Annotated in this window: 19 protein-coding genes; 12 read left to right on the top strand and 7 right to left on the bottom strand. The window is 68.3% G+C overall.

The features are described from left to right. Window positions 1–125: 125 nt before the first annotated feature. The 3 genes from AB4Y74_RS01610 to AB4Y74_RS01620 all read left to right on the top strand — a co-directional run bounded on the left by AB4Y74_RS01610 (window position 126) and on the right by AB4Y74_RS01620 (window position 3,263). Window positions 126–1,136: an aldo/keto reductase family protein gene (locus AB4Y74_RS01610; protein WP_441797372.1), complete on the top strand. Its 1,011-nt coding sequence runs from the start codon at window positions 126–128 to the stop codon at window positions 1,134–1,136. 450 nt (window positions 1,137–1,586) lie between these two features. After that, complete coding sequence (locus tag AB4Y74_RS01615; protein WP_441797373.1) at window positions 1,587–2,636, top strand: hypothetical protein; 1,050 nt, start codon at window positions 1,587–1,589, stop codon at window positions 2,634–2,636. Between the two features lie 63 nt (window positions 2,637–2,699). Then, window positions 2,700–3,263 (top strand): GNAT family N-acetyltransferase, encoded by a 564-nt coding sequence (locus AB4Y74_RS01620; protein WP_441797374.1) that lies wholly within the window; start codon window positions 2,700–2,702, stop codon window positions 3,261–3,263. A 4-nt stretch (window positions 3,264–3,267) separates the two neighbouring features. On the opposite strand, the gene AB4Y74_RS01625 is transcribed toward AB4Y74_RS01620, so the two are convergent. Together AB4Y74_RS01625 and panD are read right to left on the bottom strand one after the other, a co-directional pair. Next, window positions 3,268–3,651 (bottom strand): RidA family protein, encoded by a 384-nt coding sequence (locus AB4Y74_RS01625; protein WP_441797375.1) that lies wholly within the window; start codon window positions 3,649–3,651, stop codon window positions 3,268–3,270. A 44-nt stretch (window positions 3,652–3,695) separates the two neighbouring features. Next, window positions 3,696–4,106 (bottom strand): aspartate 1-decarboxylase, encoded by a 411-nt coding sequence (gene panD, locus AB4Y74_RS01630; protein ID WP_441797376.1) that lies wholly within the window; start codon window positions 4,104–4,106, stop codon window positions 3,696–3,698. Between the two features lie 72 nt (window positions 4,107–4,178). Here panD and AB4Y74_RS01635 point away from each other — a divergent pair, with 72 nt between their 5' ends. Together AB4Y74_RS01635 and AB4Y74_RS01640 are read left to right on the top strand one after the other, a co-directional pair. Next, on the top strand, window positions 4,179–4,934 hold the full coding sequence (locus AB4Y74_RS01635) for a sugar phosphate isomerase/epimerase family protein (RefSeq protein WP_441797377.1): 756 nt from the start codon (window positions 4,179–4,181) through the stop codon (window positions 4,932–4,934). Window positions 4,935–4,977: 43 nt separating this feature from the next. Then, complete coding sequence (locus AB4Y74_RS01640) at window positions 4,978–7,209, top strand: S1/P1 Nuclease (protein ID WP_441797378.1); 2,232 nt, start codon at window positions 4,978–4,980, stop codon at window positions 7,207–7,209. Window positions 7,210–7,215: 6 nt separating this feature from the next. Here the strand turns inward: AB4Y74_RS01640 and AB4Y74_RS01645 are convergent, their stop codons facing one another. From AB4Y74_RS01645 to AB4Y74_RS01655, 3 genes are read right to left on the bottom strand one after another with little or no spacing between them, the layout of a single operon-like run. After that, window positions 7,216–7,692 carry an SRPBCC domain-containing protein gene (locus tag AB4Y74_RS01645; RefSeq protein WP_441797379.1) on the bottom strand — a complete coding sequence of 159 codons (477 nt, stop codon included), beginning with the start codon at window positions 7,690–7,692 and terminating at the stop codon, window positions 7,216–7,218. A 9-nt stretch (window positions 7,693–7,701) separates the two neighbouring features. Beyond that, on the bottom strand, window positions 7,702–8,349 hold the full coding sequence (locus AB4Y74_RS01650) for a dihydrofolate reductase family protein (protein WP_441797380.1): 648 nt from the start codon (window positions 8,347–8,349) through the stop codon (window positions 7,702–7,704). After that, window positions 8,346–8,687, bottom strand: a complete 342-nt coding sequence (locus tag AB4Y74_RS01655; protein ID WP_441797381.1) for an ArsR/SmtB family transcription factor — start codon at window positions 8,685–8,687, stop codon at window positions 8,346–8,348. Before AB4Y74_RS01655 ends, AB4Y74_RS01650 begins: the two co-directional genes overlap by 4 nt. A gap of 94 nt (window positions 8,688–8,781) precedes the next feature. Here AB4Y74_RS01655 and AB4Y74_RS01660 point away from each other — a divergent pair, with 94 nt between their 5' ends. The 7 genes from AB4Y74_RS01660 to AB4Y74_RS01690 all read left to right on the top strand — a co-directional run bounded on the left by AB4Y74_RS01660 (window position 8,782) and on the right by AB4Y74_RS01690 (window position 14,804). Beyond that, window positions 8,782–10,341 (top strand): Re/Si-specific NAD(P)(+) transhydrogenase subunit alpha, encoded by a 1,560-nt coding sequence (locus tag AB4Y74_RS01660; protein ID WP_441797382.1) that lies wholly within the window; start codon window positions 8,782–8,784, stop codon window positions 10,339–10,341. After that, complete coding sequence (pntB, locus tag AB4Y74_RS01665; RefSeq protein WP_441797383.1) at window positions 10,338–11,753, top strand: Re/Si-specific NAD(P)(+) transhydrogenase subunit beta; 1,416 nt, start codon at window positions 10,338–10,340, stop codon at window positions 11,751–11,753. The genes AB4Y74_RS01660 and pntB overlap by 4 nt, the downstream gene beginning before the upstream one ends. A gap of 54 nt (window positions 11,754–11,807) precedes the next feature. Further along, window positions 11,808–12,110 carry an EthD family reductase gene (locus tag AB4Y74_RS01670; RefSeq protein ID WP_441797384.1) on the top strand — a complete coding sequence of 101 codons (303 nt, stop codon included), beginning with the start codon at window positions 11,808–11,810 and terminating at the stop codon, window positions 12,108–12,110. Window positions 12,111–12,135: 25 nt separating this feature from the next. Beyond that, window positions 12,136–12,846: a helix-turn-helix transcriptional regulator gene (locus tag AB4Y74_RS01675; RefSeq protein ID WP_441797385.1), complete on the top strand. Its 711-nt coding sequence runs from the start codon at window positions 12,136–12,138 to the stop codon at window positions 12,844–12,846. 83 nt (window positions 12,847–12,929) lie between these two features. Then, window positions 12,930–13,325 carry a VOC family protein gene (locus AB4Y74_RS01680; protein WP_441797386.1) on the top strand — a complete coding sequence of 132 codons (396 nt, stop codon included), beginning with the start codon at window positions 12,930–12,932 and terminating at the stop codon, window positions 13,323–13,325. Window positions 13,326–13,386: 61 nt separating this feature from the next. Further along, entirely contained in the window at window positions 13,387–13,827 is a 441-nt protein-coding gene (locus AB4Y74_RS01685) for a MerR family transcriptional regulator (RefSeq protein WP_441797387.1), read from the top strand. Beyond that, window positions 13,824–14,804, top strand: a complete 981-nt coding sequence (locus AB4Y74_RS01690) for an NAD-dependent epimerase/dehydratase family protein (protein WP_441797388.1) — start codon at window positions 13,824–13,826, stop codon at window positions 14,802–14,804. Before AB4Y74_RS01685 ends, AB4Y74_RS01690 begins: the two co-directional genes overlap by 4 nt. Here AB4Y74_RS01690 and AB4Y74_RS01695 read toward each other — a convergent pair. Both AB4Y74_RS01695 and AB4Y74_RS01700 read right to left on the bottom strand, forming a co-directional pair. Further along, window positions 14,784–16,175 (bottom strand): LLM class flavin-dependent oxidoreductase, encoded by a 1,392-nt coding sequence (locus AB4Y74_RS01695; protein WP_441797389.1) that lies wholly within the window; start codon window positions 16,173–16,175, stop codon window positions 14,784–14,786. The genes AB4Y74_RS01690 and AB4Y74_RS01695 overlap by 21 nt on opposite strands. Before the next feature lie 43 nt (window positions 16,176–16,218). Beyond that, window positions 16,219–16,638 (bottom strand): hypothetical protein, encoded by a 420-nt coding sequence (locus AB4Y74_RS01700; RefSeq protein WP_441797390.1) that lies wholly within the window; start codon window positions 16,636–16,638, stop codon window positions 16,219–16,221. Window positions 16,639–16,722: the final 84 nt, after the last annotated feature.

Here is a 16,722-nt window from a genome sequence, read left to right on the forward strand (position 1 = left end):
GGGGCCGCGGGAGCGATTCATCGACGATCGGACTCAATCCGAGAAGACCGTCCTGTTGGCTCCCGCGGCTGCTCCGTGCCTACCATCGCAATGGCGACCTCGCCTCGTGATGTGAAGGGAACGACATGCAGTTCAGATACCTGGGCAACTCCGGCCTCAAGATTTCCGAGATCACCTACGGCAACTGGCTGACGCACGGTTCCCAGGTCGAGAACGACACCGCCGCGGCCTGCGTCCGTGCCGCTTTGGATGCGGGCATCACCACCTTCGACACGGCTGACGTCTACGCGAACACCGCCGCGGAGACGGTCCTCGGCGAGGCTCTGAAGGGGGAGCGCCGGCAGTCGCTGGAGATCTTCACCAAGGTGTTCGGGCCGACCGGCCCGAAGGGTCACAACGACGTCGGCCTGTCCCGGAAGCACATCCTCGAATCCATCGACGGCTCGCTCTCGCGGCTGCAGACGGATTACGTCGACCTGTACCAGGCGCACCGGTTCGATTTCGAGACGCCCCTCGAGGAGACGATGCAGGCGCTCGCCGACGTCGTCCGGCAGGGCAAGGCGCTCTACATCGGTGTGAGCGAATGGACCTCCGATCAGCTGCGCGCCGGAGCGGCGCTCGCGAAGGAGCTCAACATCCAGCTGATCTCGAACCAGCCCGAGTACTCGGCGCTGTGGCGTGTGATCGAGGCGGAGGTCGTGCCGGCCTCGAAGGAGCTGGGCATCTCGCAGATCGTCTGGTCCCCGGTCGCGCAGGGCGTGCTCAGCGGCAAGTACCGTCCGGGTGCGCCGCTGCCCGAGGGCAGCCGGGCGACCGACGAGAAGGGCGGCGCCGGTGCCGTCAAGCGCTGGCTCACCGACGACGTGCTGACCCGGGTGCAGGACCTCACCCCGATCGCTCAGGAGCTCGGCCTCACCCCGGCGCAGCTCGCCGTGGCCTGGGTGCTGCAGAACGACAACGTCGCCGCGGCGATCATCGGCGCCTCCCGGCCCGAGCAGGTGGTCGAGAACGTGAAGGCCTCCGGCGTCACGATCCCGGCCGAGCTGCTGGGTCGCATCGACGAGGTGCTCGGCGGCGCCATCGAACGCGACCCGAAGCACACCAGCACGCGGTCGCCCCAGACGCGCGAGGCGTAGGTCGACGCGCGAGGCGTAGGTTCGGCCGCCGAGACGGGGATGGATCGCGTGGTCGAGCGAATCGTCACCCGGCCACGATCGGTGTGGCTGACCGAGCAAAGAACCGGATATCGAGCGCGACCCGCCCATTGAGCCTGCGGTGCCGGCGCCGGTGACCGCATTGTGTCCGGTTCCACGAAGCGGTAATCCGCCCGGAGGCGGAAGTCGTTGCCTGGAACCAGCACGCCGTGAGGATCCGCTTCACTGGTCGTGACGGCCAAGTCCACGAGGGCTGGGATGATGAAGGTTCTGGGTCCTTCTCGTTGTTTTTGGCGGCTGGGACTCTTCTTTTTGTCTGGCCAGCTTGAGGGGGTGCCCGCGGTGGGTGGGTTTGAGGTGGAGGTATCCGACGGCGGGAGTGGAGCGGTTGGACGGTCGTGGCGGGCCAGCAGGGGCGCGCTCGGCGGGCGGGTGGCGCTGGTGCTGGTGGGGGCGGTGGTGTTCGGAGTCCTCTCGTCGTTGAGCAACGGCGGTAGTTCGGGGTTTACCTACGTGCTGAACTCGGGATGGTCGTGGGCGGCAGTAATGATGCTGGCCGGCTGGGTCGTGCACGGCGGTGTCGTTGGCGCGTTGGTCAGTACCGCGGTCGGCGTGTGCGCTGCCTTCGTGTTCTACACGTGCGAGATCCTGCGCTTGGGCACGGGCGCAGACCTCATAGCGGCGCTGCATGACCCGAGCGTGCTGTCGCGGACGGCGCCGTGGGCGCTGATCGCGGTCCTGCTTGGCCCGGGCCTGGGTGTGCTGGGCGGGCTCATGCGGGTACCTCGTGTCGTCGGGTTCCTCAGCATGCTGATCATCCCAGTCGGGGCGAGCCTCGAGATGGTGTGGGTGCCGTTGTGGGACGTGAACGCGGAAGGCCCGCAGCTGTTGATCGCACAGGTGCTCACGTGGGTGGCGGCACTGGTCGTCGTGGTGCTGGCCACGCTGAGGCTCGTGCGGGATCTGCGGAGACCTGCGCCGGCGGATCGTCATGGTGTCCGTGAGCTGCTTGGTGTAACCCGCGCGGCGCGGTGGTTCTCGGCGGTAGCGGTGGCCGCCGCGGTGGTGATCGGGATCGGCTTTGGCTTCTACGTCCAGGTCGCGAATTCGCACCCGTGGCAGGCCGGACTATCGACAACCCAACAATCAGCGGACGGGATCATCGCAGGCCAGGTGACCGGCCCGCACAAGCCATCCGACCCGACACTGACGATTCAACCCGGTCGCACACTGTTCCGCACCTCGGACGCGCTTCCCGCGGGAACACAGCAGGTGATCATTCCGCAGGGCCGTCGGACAACCTTTCTGCCTGACGTGCAGTATGTGATGTTCATCCATAAGACCGCGCAGGGCTGGTCGCTCATCGATGCCCGGGATGCCGTGTACCGGGTCACCGATGACGGCACACTCGCCCCAGCGATCAGCGGGTCGCCCCTCCCCGCCTGGGTGACCACCGATCTGGGCGTCAGGCCAGCCTCCTAGCCGACGTCGCCACCCATCGGCCCGCAGCCTCCATAGTGGATCAAACCGGACTAGCGTTCGGATATGTCCGTTGAGGTGCTTCCGGCCACCGGCCGTTGGGACGACTTCGCCGCCTTCATGGTGCCGCGCAAGCCGGGTGGCGGCGGGTGCGTCTGCATGTCCTATCGCGATGCCCGCCTGGCAATGCCGGAGCGGATCGCCTACATGCACGCCGAGTGCTCGACGGAGCCCGGACCGGGAGTGCTGGTCTATGTGGACGGAGCCGTCGCGGGCTGGTGCTCGGTCGCTCCGAAAGACACCTACCGGCGGCTGATGAACTCCCGAACCATCCCGCACCTCGACGGGGAGCGCGGGCCGTGGTCGATCGTGTGCTTCGTGGTCCGGGCCGGGTACCGGAAGCGCGGGCTCATGCACGACCTGCTCGACGGCGCCGTCGAGCACGCGCGCGCATCCGGCGCGACCGTCGTCGAGGGGTATCCGGTCGAGACCGCCGAAAAGGTGGATCAGATCAGCGGCTACGTGGGAACGGTGCGCCTGTTCGAGGCGCACGGCTTCTCCCGCGTCCAGCCGACGGAAGCGCACTCGGGTGGCTCACGTCGCTGGATCCTCCGGCGCGAACTTCAGTGAGGGGTCACTGCCCGAGGTGCGCGGTCATCATGATCGACACCAGCACGCCCGGCAGCTCGACGCCGAGCTTGGTCACCGCTCGCGCGGGCGGTTCGGTGGTGAAGACCTCGGCGTAGGCCTCGTTCATTCCGGCGAAGTCGGCGGGGTTCGTCAGCAGCACGGTGACCTGTGCGACATCGTCCAGGGTGGCTCCGGCCGCCGCGAGGACCGCCGCGCAGTTTCGCAGAGCCTGCCGGGTCTGCGCCTGGATCGTCGCACCCGCGAGCGCCTTGGTCGCCGGATCGGTGCCGGTCATACCCGACACGTAGACCGTCTGACCGGCCCGCGTTCCCTGACTGTAGAACGGGGAAGCCGGCGCCTGATCCGTCGTGATGACCTGCTTCGCCATGCGCTGACTGTAGCGCTGGGGCGTCGAGCGCAGGAAGAGTCTCGTCAGACCGCGAGCGGGGGCCGGGAGACACCCGGGGTGAGCGCGTCGGCGGGATCGCTGCTCACCGCGACGATCTGATTGGCTTCGTCCACGTGCACGACCGTCGGGCTGAAGGCACGAGCTTCGGCGTCCTCCAGCTGCGCGTATGAGATCACGATGACGGTGTCGCCGATGTCCGCGAGGTGGGCGGCGGCGCCGTTGACGCCGACGACTCCGCTGCCGCGAACGCCCGCAATCAGGTACGTCTCGAAACGGGAACCGTTGGTGACGTCGACGACGGCCACCTGCTCTCCGGGAAGCAGGTCGGCGGCATCCATCAGATCGAGGTCGACCGTGAGCGAGCCGACGTAGTGCAGGTCGGAGTGCGTCACGACGGCGCGGTGGATCTTGGACTTGAACATGGTCCGGAGCATCTATCCATCCAAGCATCGAACGAGTCCGTGGTGCGCGAGAATGACGGAACCACAACCTGAAGCGAGGATGCGATGAACCCGGTGATCTCCGTACAACTGTGGAGCGTCCGCGAGGAGATCGCCGAGCGCGGCTGGGATGCCGTCATCGACACCCTCGCGGAGGCCGGGTTCGAGCATGTCGAGCCGTTCCACGTGTCGCGTACGCTGCCGGACCTCGCCCCGGCTCTGGCTCGAACCGGCATCACCACGCCGACGGTGCACGGCGAGCTCGTCGGAGACGAGCTTCCGCGCACGATCGAGGCTGCGGCTGAAGCGGGCGCCACGCTCGTGATGCATCCGTCGTTCCCCGCCGACCGGTGGCATGCCCCGGATGCCGTCGAGCGGATCGCCGACGACCTTGAGCGGGCGGCGGAGCTGGCCGCCCCGCTGGGGATGCGGGTCGCCTTCCACAACCATGACGATGACCTCCGCGTCACCGTCGACGGCCGCCCGGCGCTCGTGGCCCTGATGGAGCGGGTGGGGCCGTCGGTCGGGGTCGAGTTCGACCCGTACTGGGCGACGATCGCCGGTGTGGATGTGCCGGCCACGATCGGCGCGCTCGGGGACAAAGTACTCGCGGTGCACCTGAAGGACGGGCCGCTCACCGGGGCGAACGAGGACCAGGTCGCCGTAGGCGACGGGGAACTCGACTGGCCGGAGTTCCTGTCCCTGCTGCCGCGCACCGTCCCCCTGGTGATCGGGCTCGACGAGTTCCGCGGCCCGACCCTCGACGCGGTGATCCGCAGCCGCCAGCGGCTGGTGGGGTTGCTGGAGGCGCGCGACTCCTGATCCGGGGCTCCACCAGAACGGTTGCTTCTGCGACGCTGGTGAGATGCGTGACGTTCTAGGGACCGATCGAAGCTTCGCCAGCCTGTCGACGGCGGACCTGCTCGAGGCACGAGACCTTTACCACTGGCACCTCCTGAACAAGAAGAACGTCGTCGGAACGGCGGTCGGGCTCTACCTCATCCGCAACGAAGACCCGTGGCCGAGTCGGACGCAGCCCCCGGCGCCGAAGGCTCGCGTCAGGGCGCGGGGGGAGCGCACGTTCGAGAACTCCGAGGTGCGCGACTACTCGTGGCCGTGCATCCTGGTGCTCGTCGACGAGTGGATCCCCGCCGACCGGTTCGGTGCAGGCGAGACCCAGGAGTCGCCGCAAGACCTCGTGCCGGCGACGCTGTACCTCCCGGATGGCCGGACGGTGCCGGTGTGTGTCGTGAAAGTCACGCGGTCCGCTCCCGACGAGTCCCTCCTCCCGCCGCGGACCTGGCCCTCGTCGCGGATCGGTGGCGGCTTTCCCCTCGTCAGCACCACGCAGGGCGTGCAGAATCTCGCGAGCGTCGGCACGCTGGTCACAGATGGACACACCGTCTTCGCGTTGACCAGCCGGCATGTGGCGGGACCGGGTGGCAGCCCGATCGCGAGCGTCCTCCGAGGGGTGCTGACCGAGGTCGGCCGCTCGAGCGCGCGGCAGCTGACGCGCATGCCGTTCTCCACCGTCTACCCCGAGTTCTCGGGGAGGCGCAGCTTCGTGACCCTCGACGCTGGTCTGGTCGAAGTGGATGACGTGTCCGAGTGGACATCGCAGGGCTACGGCCTCCCGCGGGCGGGCGCCCTGGCCGATCTGAACGAGCTCAACATCGGGGTCAAGCTGATCGGTGCCGAGGTCCAGGCGTTCGGCGCGGCTTCCGGCACCCTTCACGGTCGGATCGCGGCCCTGTTCTACCGGTATCGCAGCCGGGGCGGCTTCGACGACGTGACCGACTTCCTGATCGCGCCGCTGCCGGGTGAGGAGAGCTCCCGGCCGGGCGACTCGGGGACCGTCTGGCACCTGGTCCAGGCGGACGGCCCGTTGCGGCCCATCGCGCTGGAGTGGGGAGGACAGAGCTTCCTCGCTTCCTCCGGGGCGAACTTCAACTTCGCACTGGCTACAAGTCTCACCAGCGTCCTCCGGCTGCTCGATGTCGAGCTGGTCGTCGACTACAACACCGGTCCGCAGCCGTATTGGGGGAAGACGGGCCACTACACGATCGCGTCCTTCGCCTGTGAGCGGGTGAAGCCGGCCCGGCTCAAGCGGTTGATGACCGCCAACGAGGACCGGATCAGTTTCAGCATCCAGGGGCTGGGGCACGGCGCGATCGACAAAGCCACGATCGACGCGAAAAAGAACGGCGGCTTCGTGCCGCTCGCCGACGTCCCGGACCTGATCTGGAAGAACCTGCCGACCGCGGTGAAGGGCGGCCGCGACACGGCGTTCCGCACCGGGCCGGAGCATCCGAACCACTTCGCCGACATCGACGAACCACTCGACGGCGTGACGCTGCGGGAACGGTGCGTCCAGGACCCCGCCAACGTGTCCGTGCCCGTGTGGCAGGACTACTACACCCGGCTCGGCCACACCGAGTCGGACAAGCGAGGTCTCCTCCCTTTCCGCGTGTGGCAGTTCTTCGATGAGATGGTCGCCGCCGTCACGGCGAAAGACCTCGCGCGGTTCGTCGCGGCAGCCGGTCTGCTCGCCCACTATGTCGGCGACGCCTGTCAGCCGCTGCACGGCTCGATGCTGGCCGATGGTCTTCCGGATGGAACGGGCACGGGCGTGCACTCCGCCTACGAGTCGACGATGATCGACCGGCACGACGCCGAGATCGTGGCCGGGATCGCCGAGGCGACCGCGAAGGCAGCGGCACCGGCCGTCGTTGCATCGGGCGCGGAAGCGGCGGCGGCCGTCGTCGATCTCATGGACCGGTCGGCGAAGGCGATCGACCCTCACGATCTGGTGACGGCGTACGCGACCGTCGCCACGAAGGCCGGCGATACGTCGGTGGCGGTGACCGACGCGCTCTGGAGCCGGTTCGGGCAGAAGACGATCGGCGTCCTGGTGGACGGGGCGCTCATCCTGGCGATGATCTGGCAGAGCGCGTGGAAGGCGGCCGACGGCAACGCTCTTTTCACCCCGGCGCAACTCGCGGCCATCGACACGGCGACCCTGCAGAAGCTCTACGAGGATCCGGGATTCGTCCCCTCCCTGACACTCGACCAGATCGAGGCCGTCCTGAAACGCTGACCTCTCTCAGCGGGACGCGCCGCGCGCGAGGTAGGCGCCGAGTGCGTCGAGCAGCCCGCGGGTGCCCTTCTCGCGGCCGGGTCCGTCGGCCCAGAACTGGTCGAAGAACACGCCCTGCTCGACGTGCGTGAAGCGGGTGCCTCCGTCGATCGGCTCGAACTCCAGCGATGCCACCGACGTCGACATGTGCACTCCGTCGAGCCACATGTCGTAGGTCGTCACGATGCGGACATAGTCGACGATGTCCGTGTAGGTCGCCTCGTACCGTGAGAGGGGACCGTCATGGAATTTCCCTTCGGCGATGTCGCGCCCGCCGACACGGAAGTCGAACGCCCATTCGCGCGCCTCGATGTGGTCGCCGGCGCCCCACCACTGCAGCTTCTGCTCCTCGTCGGAGAACGCATCCCATACCCGTTCCGGCGCAGCGGGATAGTCGCGGGTGAGGGTGAACTCGGAGCGCGCGAGCCGGCGTTCGATCGTCATGGGTGTGTCCTATCGGGTGAACGTGACGTGGATGGTGCCGCTCTCGGCAACCTCGGACGTGACCGAATGCGTGAGGTCGAGGCCGGCCAGGTCGTCCCACAGGCGCGTTCCACGGCCCAGGATGATCGGGGCGATCTGAAGGTGCAAGTCGTCGACCAGGCCGGCGCGCAGGAAGGCGCGCGCGGTGCCGATCCCGCCGCCGACGCGCACGTCCAGACCCCCTGCAGCCTCTGTCGCCTCGGCGAGCACCGCCTCGATCGGGCCGTTGCGGAAGTGGAACGTGGTTCCGCCTTGCATCGGGATCGACGGACGCGGGGCTGTGCTGGTGAGCACGAAGACCGGGGTTCCGAACGGTGGCCGGTCGCCCCACCAGCCCTTCCACTCCGGGTCATCGGGGAACGAGTGCAGGCCGAACATCGCCGCCCCCATGATCTCGGCTCCGACGCCTTCGAAGAACCCGGCGGCGTAGGAGTCGTCCACGCCGGTCGTGCCGGCTCCGCTGGTGTCGCCGAAGATGCGCTCACGGAACGTACGGGTCGCCACGTACGCCGCGGTGAGCCGACCCCAGTCGGCGCCCATCGGGTTGTCTGGCCCCTGGTCGGTCGTCGACGTGTAGCCGTCGAGCGAGGTGAAGAGGGCGAGGCGCACGCGGGTCATGAGGTCTCCTTGGCGGTGGGGCGGATGAGGTGGATGCCGAGGCGGTCGGCTTGGCGTTCCGCGGGGGTCCGCTGCTCGCCGAGCCAGAGGTGGAGGACGTCGAGGGCACCCGGTCGGAGGGTCACCGTGCGGACGCGTCCGTGCTTCTGCGACGTGACGACACCGGCGTCTTCCAGCACCCGCAGGTGCTGCATCAGCGACGGCAACGCCATCGAGAACGGTGCCGCCAGTTCGGACACAACGGCGGGGGATGCCGCCAAGCGCTCGACGATCGCCCGGCGCGTGGGATCCGCGAGAGCGCGGAGCACGGCGTCGAGCTCATCGTGATACTTAGGCATATGCCTAAGTATTGGCTAAAGGGCGCGATTGGTCAACAGGCGGCATCGTCGCGTCGCCCTGACGCGCCGAGCTCACCCCCTCTACGCTGAGCCCATGAGCGAAGCGCGCATCGGCATCGTCGCCGAGGCCCCCGGTGAGAAACGGGTGGCAGCAACCCCCACCACCGTCCCGAAGCTCATCGGCCTGGGATACGAGGTCGTCATCGAGGCCGGGGCCGGGGCGTCATCCTCATTCCCCGACGTCGCGTATGCCGCAGCCGGCGCCGCGATCGTCGACAGGGCGACCGCGTGGGGCGCATCCATCGTGCTGAAGGTGAACGCGCCCACCGAGGCCGAGATCGCGATGATCGCCGACGGGGCGACCCTGATCGCGATGCTGAGTCCGGCCCTGCGACCAGACCTCCTCGACGCCTTGGCCACGCGCGGGATCACGGCGATCGCTTTGGATGCGGTGCCCCGGATCTCCCGTGCCCAGTCGATGGACGTGCTGAGTTCGATGGCGAACATCGCCGGGTATCGCGCGGTGATCGAGGCCGCGCACGAGTTCGGCCGATTCTTCACCGGTCAGGTCACCGCCGCGGGGAAGGTGCCGCCGGCGAAGGTGCTCGTCGCGGGAGCCGGCGTCGCGGGCCTCGCGGCGATCGGAGCGGCGTCGAGTCTGGGGGCGATCGTGCGTGCGACGGACCCGCGTCCGGAGGTGGCGGACCAGGTCGCGTCGATCGGCGGACAGTATGTGGAGGTCGTCGTCCCCGACGAAGCGAAGCAGGCCTCCGCCGACGGCTACGCGAAGGCGACCAGCGAGGCGTACGACCGCCGGGCCGCGGAGATCTACTCCGAGCAGGCCGCGGATGCCGACATCATCATCACGACGGCGCTCATCCCGGGCCGCCCCGCGCCCAGGCTGATCACCGCCGCGGATGTCGCCTCGATGCGGGCGGGGAGCGTCATCGTCGATATGGCGGCCGTGCAGGGCGGCAACGTCGAAGGGTCCGTCGCCGGGGAACGGGTCGTGACGGGCAACGGTGTCGTCATTCTGGGCTATACCGACCTCCCCGGCCGGCTTCCGCAACAGGCGTCCCAGCTCTTCGCGACGAACCTGCTCAACCTGGTGAAGCTCCTCACCCCCGGCAAACAGGGACGACTAACGATCGACTTCGACGACGTGGTGCAGCGTACGGCCACCGTCGTCCGGGACGGCGTCGTCACCTGGCCCCCACCGCCCGTGCCGGTGTCGGCAGCCCCGTTCTCCGCCACGGCGACGTCCGCATCCGCGACCGCGGCTCCACCGAAGACGGTGGCCACCCCTGCGCGGAGGACCGCCCTCGTGATGGCCGGCATCGCCGTGCTGTTCCTGGTGTGCGCGTTCGCGCCGCCGCCGCTTCCGCAGCACTTCCTGGTGCTGACGCTCGCGGTCGTCGTCGGGTTCTACGTCATCGGCCACGTGGCCCACGCGCTCCACACCCCGCTGATGAGCGTGACGAACGCGATCTCCGGGATCATCGTGGTCGGCGCGATGGTGCAGATCACGGCGCCGAACGTCGCGGTGCAGATCCTCGCGGCGATCGCGGTGCTTCTCGCCAGCATCAACATTTTCGGTGGATTCGCCGTCACGCGTCGCATGCTGGCGATGTTCCAGAAGGGCGACCCTCGATGATCGCCGTCACCGGCGCGATCGCGGACGCCGCCTACATCGTCGCCGCGCTGCTGTTCATCCTGAGCCTCGCCGGTCTCAGCAAGCACGAGACGAGCCGCCGCGGGGTCGTATTCGGCATCGTCGGCATGGTCGTCGCCCTGGTGGCGACGCTCGCGCTGGTCGCAGCCGGAGCGTGGGGACAGCCGCAGGGGACGCTGGGCCTCGTGCTGCTCGTCGTCGCCGTGGTCATCGGCGGTTCGGTCGGGCTCTGGCGTGCCCGCATCGTGGAGATGACCGGGATGCCCGAACTCATCGCGCTGCTGCACTCCTTCGTGGGTCTCGCCGCCGTCCTGGTCGGCTGGAACGGCGCCCTGTACGACACCGGGCTCACCGGAGCGCTGGCCGATATCCATCACGCTGAGGTGTTCATCGGCGTGTTCATCGGGGCGGTGACCTTTACCGGGTCGATCGTCGCGTTCCTGAAGCTGTCCGCCCGGATCTCCTCCAAACCGCTGGTGCTGCCGGGCAAGAACATCCTGAACGTCGGCGCCCTCGTCCTGTTCGTCCTGCTGACCGTCTGGTACGTCGTCACGCCCGAGCTGTGGCTGCTCGTGGTCGTCACCGCGGTTGCGCTCGCCCTGGGCTGGCATCTCGTCGCCTCCATCGGCGGCGGCGACATGCCGGTCGTCATCTCGATGCTCAACAGCTACTCCGGCTGGGCGGCAGCGGCCGCCGGCTTCCTCCTGGACAACGACCTGCTCATCGTCACCGGCGCCTTGGTGGGATCGTCCGGTGCGTACCTGAGCTACATCATGTGCAAGGCGATGAACCGGTCCTTCCTTTCCGTCATCGCCGGCGGCTTCGGCATCGAGGCGCCGAAGAAGAGCGACGAAGTGGTCGGCGAGTACCGGGAGACCGATGCCGCGTCGGTCGCCGAGCTGCTGGCGGGAGCATCCACTGTCGTGATCACACCCGGTTACGGGATGGCCGTCGCCCAGGCTCAGCACGGTGTGGCCGACCTGGTCCAGAAGCTCCGTGAGCGCGGCGTGGGCGTGCGGTTCGGCATCCACCCGGTCGCCGGTCGCCTGCCGGGGCACATGAACGTACTGCTCGCCGAGGCCAAGGTGCCGTATGACATCGTGCTCGAGATGGATGAGATCAACGACGACCTCGCGGCGACCGACGTCGTTCTCGTCATCGGCGCGAACGACACGGTGAACCCGGCAGCCGCCGAAGACCCCGGAAGCCCCATCGCGGGCATGCCGGTGCTCAGAGCGTGGGAGGCGCGCGACGTCATCGTCTTCAAGCGCTCGATGGCATCGGGCTATGCCGGGGTGCCGAATCCCCTCTTCTATCGCGAGAACGCACAGATGCTGTTCGGTGACGCGAAGGAGAAGGTCGAGGAGATCGTGTTCGAACTCTCGCGCAGCTGACCCCTCTGATCCACCGCCAGCTCGTCACGAGCAACTGATAGAACAGAGAACATCATGCCTACCAAGATCACCATCATCATCGACAACCCCGCCGACCCGGACGCCTTCGAAAGCGGCTACCCGCAGCTGGCCGCGCTCGCCCGGCAGCTTCCCGGACTCCGCCGACTCGAGAGCGCCAAGGTGTGGCCCAAGGAGGATGGCACGCCGACGCCGTCGCACCGGACGCTGGACCTCTACTTCGACAGCTACGACGACGCCTCCGCAGCTGTAGCGACTCCGGCCGCCGGAGCATTCTTCCAGCAGCTCGCGGGATCTGGCACACCGTTCACGGGTCTGTTCTCCGACATCGAGGACTGACGGTGGGGAACCGTAGACTCTGCGGGTGAACCGGACGGACCGCCTCTACGCGCTCGTGGAGGAGCTTCGTGCCGTATCCCCACGGCCGCGCAGCGCGCGCTGGTTGGCCGATCGGTTCGAGGTCTCCATGCGCACCGTCGAGCGCGACCTCTCTGCCTTGCAGCAGGCGGGCGTCCCGATCTGGGCCGAACAGGGCCGCACCGGCGGGTACGTCATCGACGCCGCCTCCACCCTCGGCCCGCTCGGGTTCTCGGCCGACGAGGCGCTCGCGATCCTGATCGGCCTGGGATCGTTGCGTCGCGGACCGTTCCGGCACGCTTCGGGCACGGCGCTCCGCAAGCTCCTGGCCGTGATGCCGGACGATGACGCGCGGCGTGCTGCGTCGCTGGCCGCGCGGGTGCACCTGCTCGAGGGGGAGGAGGCGGAGGAGCGGGAGCCGGTCCCGCCGATGTTCGCGGCGGCCCTCCGGTCGAACAGCGTGCTCGCCGTCGACTACCGCGACAAGCACGGCGCCGTCACCCATCGCGAGATCGAACCGCTCGGTTACATCGGGAAGGACGGCAACTGGTACCTGATCGCGTGGTGTCGGCTCCGGAACGGAGTGCGCGCCTTCCGGGGAGACCGCATGGCGTCACTCGAGGCGACAGGCGAGCGCCCCGTCGCCCGCTCGCTCGACCGCGCGGAGCTCGACATCCCGTTCGGAGTGCTCCGCTCCCTGGCAGACGACCTGAGCTGACGGGTTCGCGGAAACACCGACAGGACGGTGTCGCGCGCGTGCGGGAGCCTGGATGGACGACCCACCACCAGGAGGCACCCACCATGTCATTCGCATCGATCCGCATCATCACCGAGGACGTCGATCGGCTCGCGTCGTTCTACGAACTCGTGACCGGACGCCCGGCCGACCGGCCAGCGCCGGTGTTCGCTCAGTTCACCGGTCACGGAGCGACGCTGGCGATCGCGAGCCCGGTCACCGTGGCGATGCTCGGCTCCGCGACGGCCCCCGCATCCAATCGCTCGGTGATCGTGGAGTTCGAGGTGGACGATGTGGACGCCGAGTTCGCGCGCCTCCGAGCCGACCTCGACAGCACGGACCTTTGGGACGTCGTTCTGGACCCGACGACGATGCCGTGGGGTAACCGCTCGGCACTGCTCCGCGACCCGGATGGCAACGTTGTCAACCTGTTCAGCAGGCCCCGTGCGACCACACCGTGACCTCACATCCATTACCCGACGAGCTTGACTTCAAGCGCTTGAGGTCTGTTCTGATGGGGACATGATCACGTTGACCATCCAGGACGTGTCCCGGCAGAGCGGACTCAGCGAGCCGACGCTGCGGTACTACGAAGACGTCGGCCTCCTCGGGCCGATCGCGCGCGACGAGCGCAGCGGCCATCGGCGCTACAGCGAGGGCGACCTCGACGCAGCACAGGTGCTCGCCTGCCTGCGGGCGATGGGTGTCGGCATCGAGGACATGCGGACCTACCAGGCCAACCGGCGCCGCGGGCACGCCGCGGCGGGGGACCAGCGCGACATCCTGCTCCGTCATGCCGAGCGCGTCGAGGAGCAGATCGTGACCCTCCACGTGCACCTGGACTATCTGCGGGTGAAGGCCGCGCTCTGGGATGCCCGTGATCGCGACGATGTCGCCGCCGAAGCGGAGGCGCACGTCGAGCTCGAATCCATCCTTCCCCGACTCGAGGAGACCTTCCGATGAACAGTCAGCCCACCATTCTCATCACCGGCGGAAGCGGCTATCTCGCCACCCGGCTCATCGCCGACGTTCTCGCCTCCGGCGCCGATGTGCGGACAACCGTCCGATCGCTGGAGCGGTCGCAGGAAGTCCGCGAGGCGGTCCGGCGGGCCGGGGTCGACGACACCGGCTTGTCGTTCGTCGCCGCCTCCCTCACCGACGATGCGGGCTGGGATGAGGCACTCGCCGGCATCACCGATGTGTACCACGTCGCGTCGCCGATGGTCCAGGCTACGAATCCGGACGAGGTGGTGGTCCCCGCACGGGACGGTGCGTTGCGCGTGCTGCGGGCGGCCCGCGACAACGGCGCTCGCCGGGTCGTGCTCACGTCGTCGTTCGCCGCCGTGGGGTACTCGCCGAAACCGGTCCGCGACTACGACGAATCGGACTGGACCGACCCGGCCACGCCGGGCCTGCCCGCCTACCCGCTGTCCAAGGCGGTCGCGGAGCGCGCGGCGTGGGACTTCGTCGAGCGCGAGGGCGGCGACCTCGAACTCGTCGCCCTCAATCCGACCTGGATCGCCGGACCCACCCTCACCGCATCCGCCCGCTCATCACTCCAGGTCTTCACCGGGATGCTGGACGGCACGATGGCGGCGCTTCCGCGACAGCGCTTCGGGATCGCGGACGTCCGCGACGTCTCGTCGGCGCACATCGCTGCGATGTCCACCCCCGGGGCAGCGGGCAAGCGCTACCTCCTGCTCGCGGACGGCCCGACCCTGACGTTCCTCGACGTCGCGAACGTGCTCCGCGACCGACTCGGCGAGCTCGCCGCGCGCGTGACCACCGAGCAGCTGCCGGGGGAGGAGCCTGCACCCCTCGTCATCCACAACGAACGTGCGAAGGACGAACTCGGCTTCCGGCCGCGACCGGTCGCCGAGACGATCGTCGAGACCGCGGAAAGCCTGCGCGATCTGGGGCTACTCGCCCGCGACGCCTGACCGCGCGCCGACCTTGTACCGCGCGCCGCGATGCGTCTCGGGGAGCCGGTCACCGGCGCCGTGCAGCTTGTTGCGGAGCGTGCCCGGCGCGTACTCCTCCGGGTACGCTCCGCGCTTGCGCAGTTCTGGGATGACGAACTCGACGATGTCCTCGAAGGTGCCCGGGGTGATCGCGTACGCCAGGTTGAAGCCGTCCACGTCGGTCTCGTCGACCCACTCCTGCAGCTGGTCGGCGATCTCGGTGCCGGACCCGACGATGAACGGTCCGAGGCCGCCGATCGCCCCGTTGCGTCCAATGTCGCGGACGGTCCACTGGCCGCCGTCCTCGTTGGGGAGCTGGAAGTTGGCCACCGCGGACTGGATGGCGTTGCTGTCCACGTTTCCGATCGGCTCATCGAGGTCGTACTGCGACAGGTCCACGCCCATCCACCCGGACATGAACACCAGGGCGCCCTCGTCGCTCGTGTACTGCAGGAAGTCCTCGAACTTCGCCTGCGCCTTCTCGCTGGTCTCATCGGTGATGATCGTCAGCAGCGTGTAGATGCGGGCGGAGTAGCGGTCGCGTCCAGCGGCCTCGAGCGCGTCCCGGAGCTTGCGGACGGTGGCCGTGAGGCCCTCTTTCGTCGACGCCGCCACGAAGATCGCCTCGGCATTCTCGGCCGCGAACCCGATGCCGCGCTTCGACGCCCCGGCCTGGTAGATCACCGGCGTCCGCTGGGGGCTGGGCTCCGACAGGTGGATGCCCGGCACGGTGAAGTGCTTTCCGGCGTGACCGATCTCGTGCACCTTCGACGGGTCGGTGAAGATGCCGGACTCGCGGTCGCGCACGACGGCGTCGTCCTCCCACGACCCCTCCCACAGCTTGTAGAGCACCTCCAGGTACTCGTCGGCGTGGTCGTACCGGTCGTCGTGCTGCAGCTGGTCGTCGTGACCCATGTTCCGGGCGGCGGACGGCAGGTATCCGGTGACCACGTTCCAGCCCACCCGGCCGTTGGTCAGGTGATCGAGCGTCGACATGCGGCGCGCGAACGGGTACGGGTGCTCGTACGCGGTGCCCGCGGTGATCCCGAAGCCGAGGTTCTCGGTGACCAAAGCCATCGCCGAGACCAGCAGCACCGGGTCGTTGACCGGGACCTGTGCACCGTGACGGATCGCTGCCTCATTGCTGCCGCCGTACACGTCGTACGTGCCCAGCACATCCGCGATGAAGATGCCGTCGAAGGTGCCGCGCTCGAGCAGTTTGGCGAGCTCGGTCCAGTAGGTGAGGTCCTTGTACCGCCACGCCTGGTCGTCCGGGTGCCGCCACATCCCCGACGACTGGTGGGCGACGCAGTTCATGTCGAACGCGTTGAAACGGATCTGCCTGGTCATCGCACCAGGATGCGGCACGGCCTCACCGCTCGCACCCTCGACGTCATGATCCGTAATCGAGGCGGTACGAAGCGAGGAACGTGGCGACGTAGAGTGCGGCAGCGACAAGGAAGCCGGTAGCCATCACGTAGGACGCCCAGTCGCTGCCCGTAACCATCGTTCCGACGCCCGCGAGGAAGGTGATCACGATGACCACGAGGCCCCACATCGCCAGATGCTGCCCGACCCCGGCCTTCCGCGCCGCGAGGAGCAGCCGCACGGCGACCACGACCAGGCCGATCGCGATCAGGATGTGCAGGATGATGATGATCCAGTCGACCACGATCACGAAGGTGCTCTCCGGTTCGCCGATCAGATTCGCGGCCATCCCGAGCAGGAACTGAACGGCCAATGCGGTGAGCGCCTCGCGGGATCGGCGACGGAGACTCTCGGAAGAACTCACCGTGGCGGCGGATGCGGACATGAGCGGCTCCTCTGGTTCGGACGGTTACGTCGTCGCCGCCATTGTGCTCCCGCGACGTGTCGTCGGGACAGGAGCGATTTCCGG

This window comes from Leifsonia sp. RAF41 (assembly GCF_052114085.1).
In the GTDB taxonomy this organism is placed as follows: domain Bacteria; phylum Actinomycetota; class Actinomycetes; order Actinomycetales; family Microbacteriaceae; genus Leifsonia.

Bases quoted from the DNA above. Each gene is read 5' to 3' on its own strand.
- AB4Y74_RS01690 (WP_441797388.1), top strand. From the start codon at position 13,824: ATGAACAGTCAGCCCACCATTCTCATCACCGGCGGAAGCGGCTATCTC.
- AB4Y74_RS01685 (WP_441797387.1), top strand. From the start codon at position 13,387: ATGATCACGTTGACCATCCAGGACGTGTCCCGGCAGAGCGGACTCAGC.
- AB4Y74_RS01680 (WP_441797386.1), top strand. From the start codon at position 12,930: ATGTCATTCGCATCGATCCGCATCATCACCGAGGACGTCGATCGGCTC.
- AB4Y74_RS01645 (WP_441797379.1), bottom strand. From the start codon at position 7,692: ATGACGATCGAACGCCGGCTCGCGCGCTCCGAGTTCACCCTCACCCGC.
- AB4Y74_RS01610 (WP_441797372.1), top strand. From the start codon at position 126: ATGCAGTTCAGATACCTGGGCAACTCCGGCCTCAAGATTTCCGAGATC.
- AB4Y74_RS01620 (WP_441797374.1), top strand. From the start codon at position 2,700: ATGTCCGTTGAGGTGCTTCCGGCCACCGGCCGTTGGGACGACTTCGCC.
- AB4Y74_RS01670 (WP_441797384.1), top strand. From the start codon at position 11,808: ATGCCTACCAAGATCACCATCATCATCGACAACCCCGCCGACCCGGAC.
- AB4Y74_RS01635 (WP_441797377.1), top strand. From the start codon at position 4,179: ATGAACCCGGTGATCTCCGTACAACTGTGGAGCGTCCGCGAGGAGATC.
- pntB (WP_441797383.1), top strand. From the start codon at position 10,338: ATGATCGCCGTCACCGGCGCGATCGCGGACGCCGCCTACATCGTCGCC.
- AB4Y74_RS01700 (WP_441797390.1), bottom strand. From the start codon at position 16,638: ATGTCCGCATCCGCCGCCACGGTGAGTTCTTCCGAGAGTCTCCGTCGC.
- AB4Y74_RS01640 (WP_441797378.1), top strand. From the start codon at position 4,978: ATGCGTGACGTTCTAGGGACCGATCGAAGCTTCGCCAGCCTGTCGACG.
- AB4Y74_RS01650 (WP_441797380.1), bottom strand. From the start codon at position 8,349: ATGACCCGCGTGCGCCTCGCCCTCTTCACCTCGCTCGACGGCTACACG.
- AB4Y74_RS01660 (WP_441797382.1), top strand. From the start codon at position 8,782: ATGAGCGAAGCGCGCATCGGCATCGTCGCCGAGGCCCCCGGTGAGAAA.
- AB4Y74_RS01695 (WP_441797389.1), bottom strand. From the start codon at position 16,175: ATGACCAGGCAGATCCGTTTCAACGCGTTCGACATGAACTGCGTCGCC.
- panD (WP_441797376.1), bottom strand. From the start codon at position 4,106: ATGCTCCGGACCATGTTCAAGTCCAAGATCCACCGCGCCGTCGTGACG.
- AB4Y74_RS01655 (WP_441797381.1), bottom strand. From the start codon at position 8,687: ATGCCTAAGTATCACGATGAGCTCGACGCCGTGCTCCGCGCTCTCGCG.
- AB4Y74_RS01625 (WP_441797375.1), bottom strand. From the start codon at position 3,651: ATGGCGAAGCAGGTCATCACGACGGATCAGGCGCCGGCTTCCCCGTTC.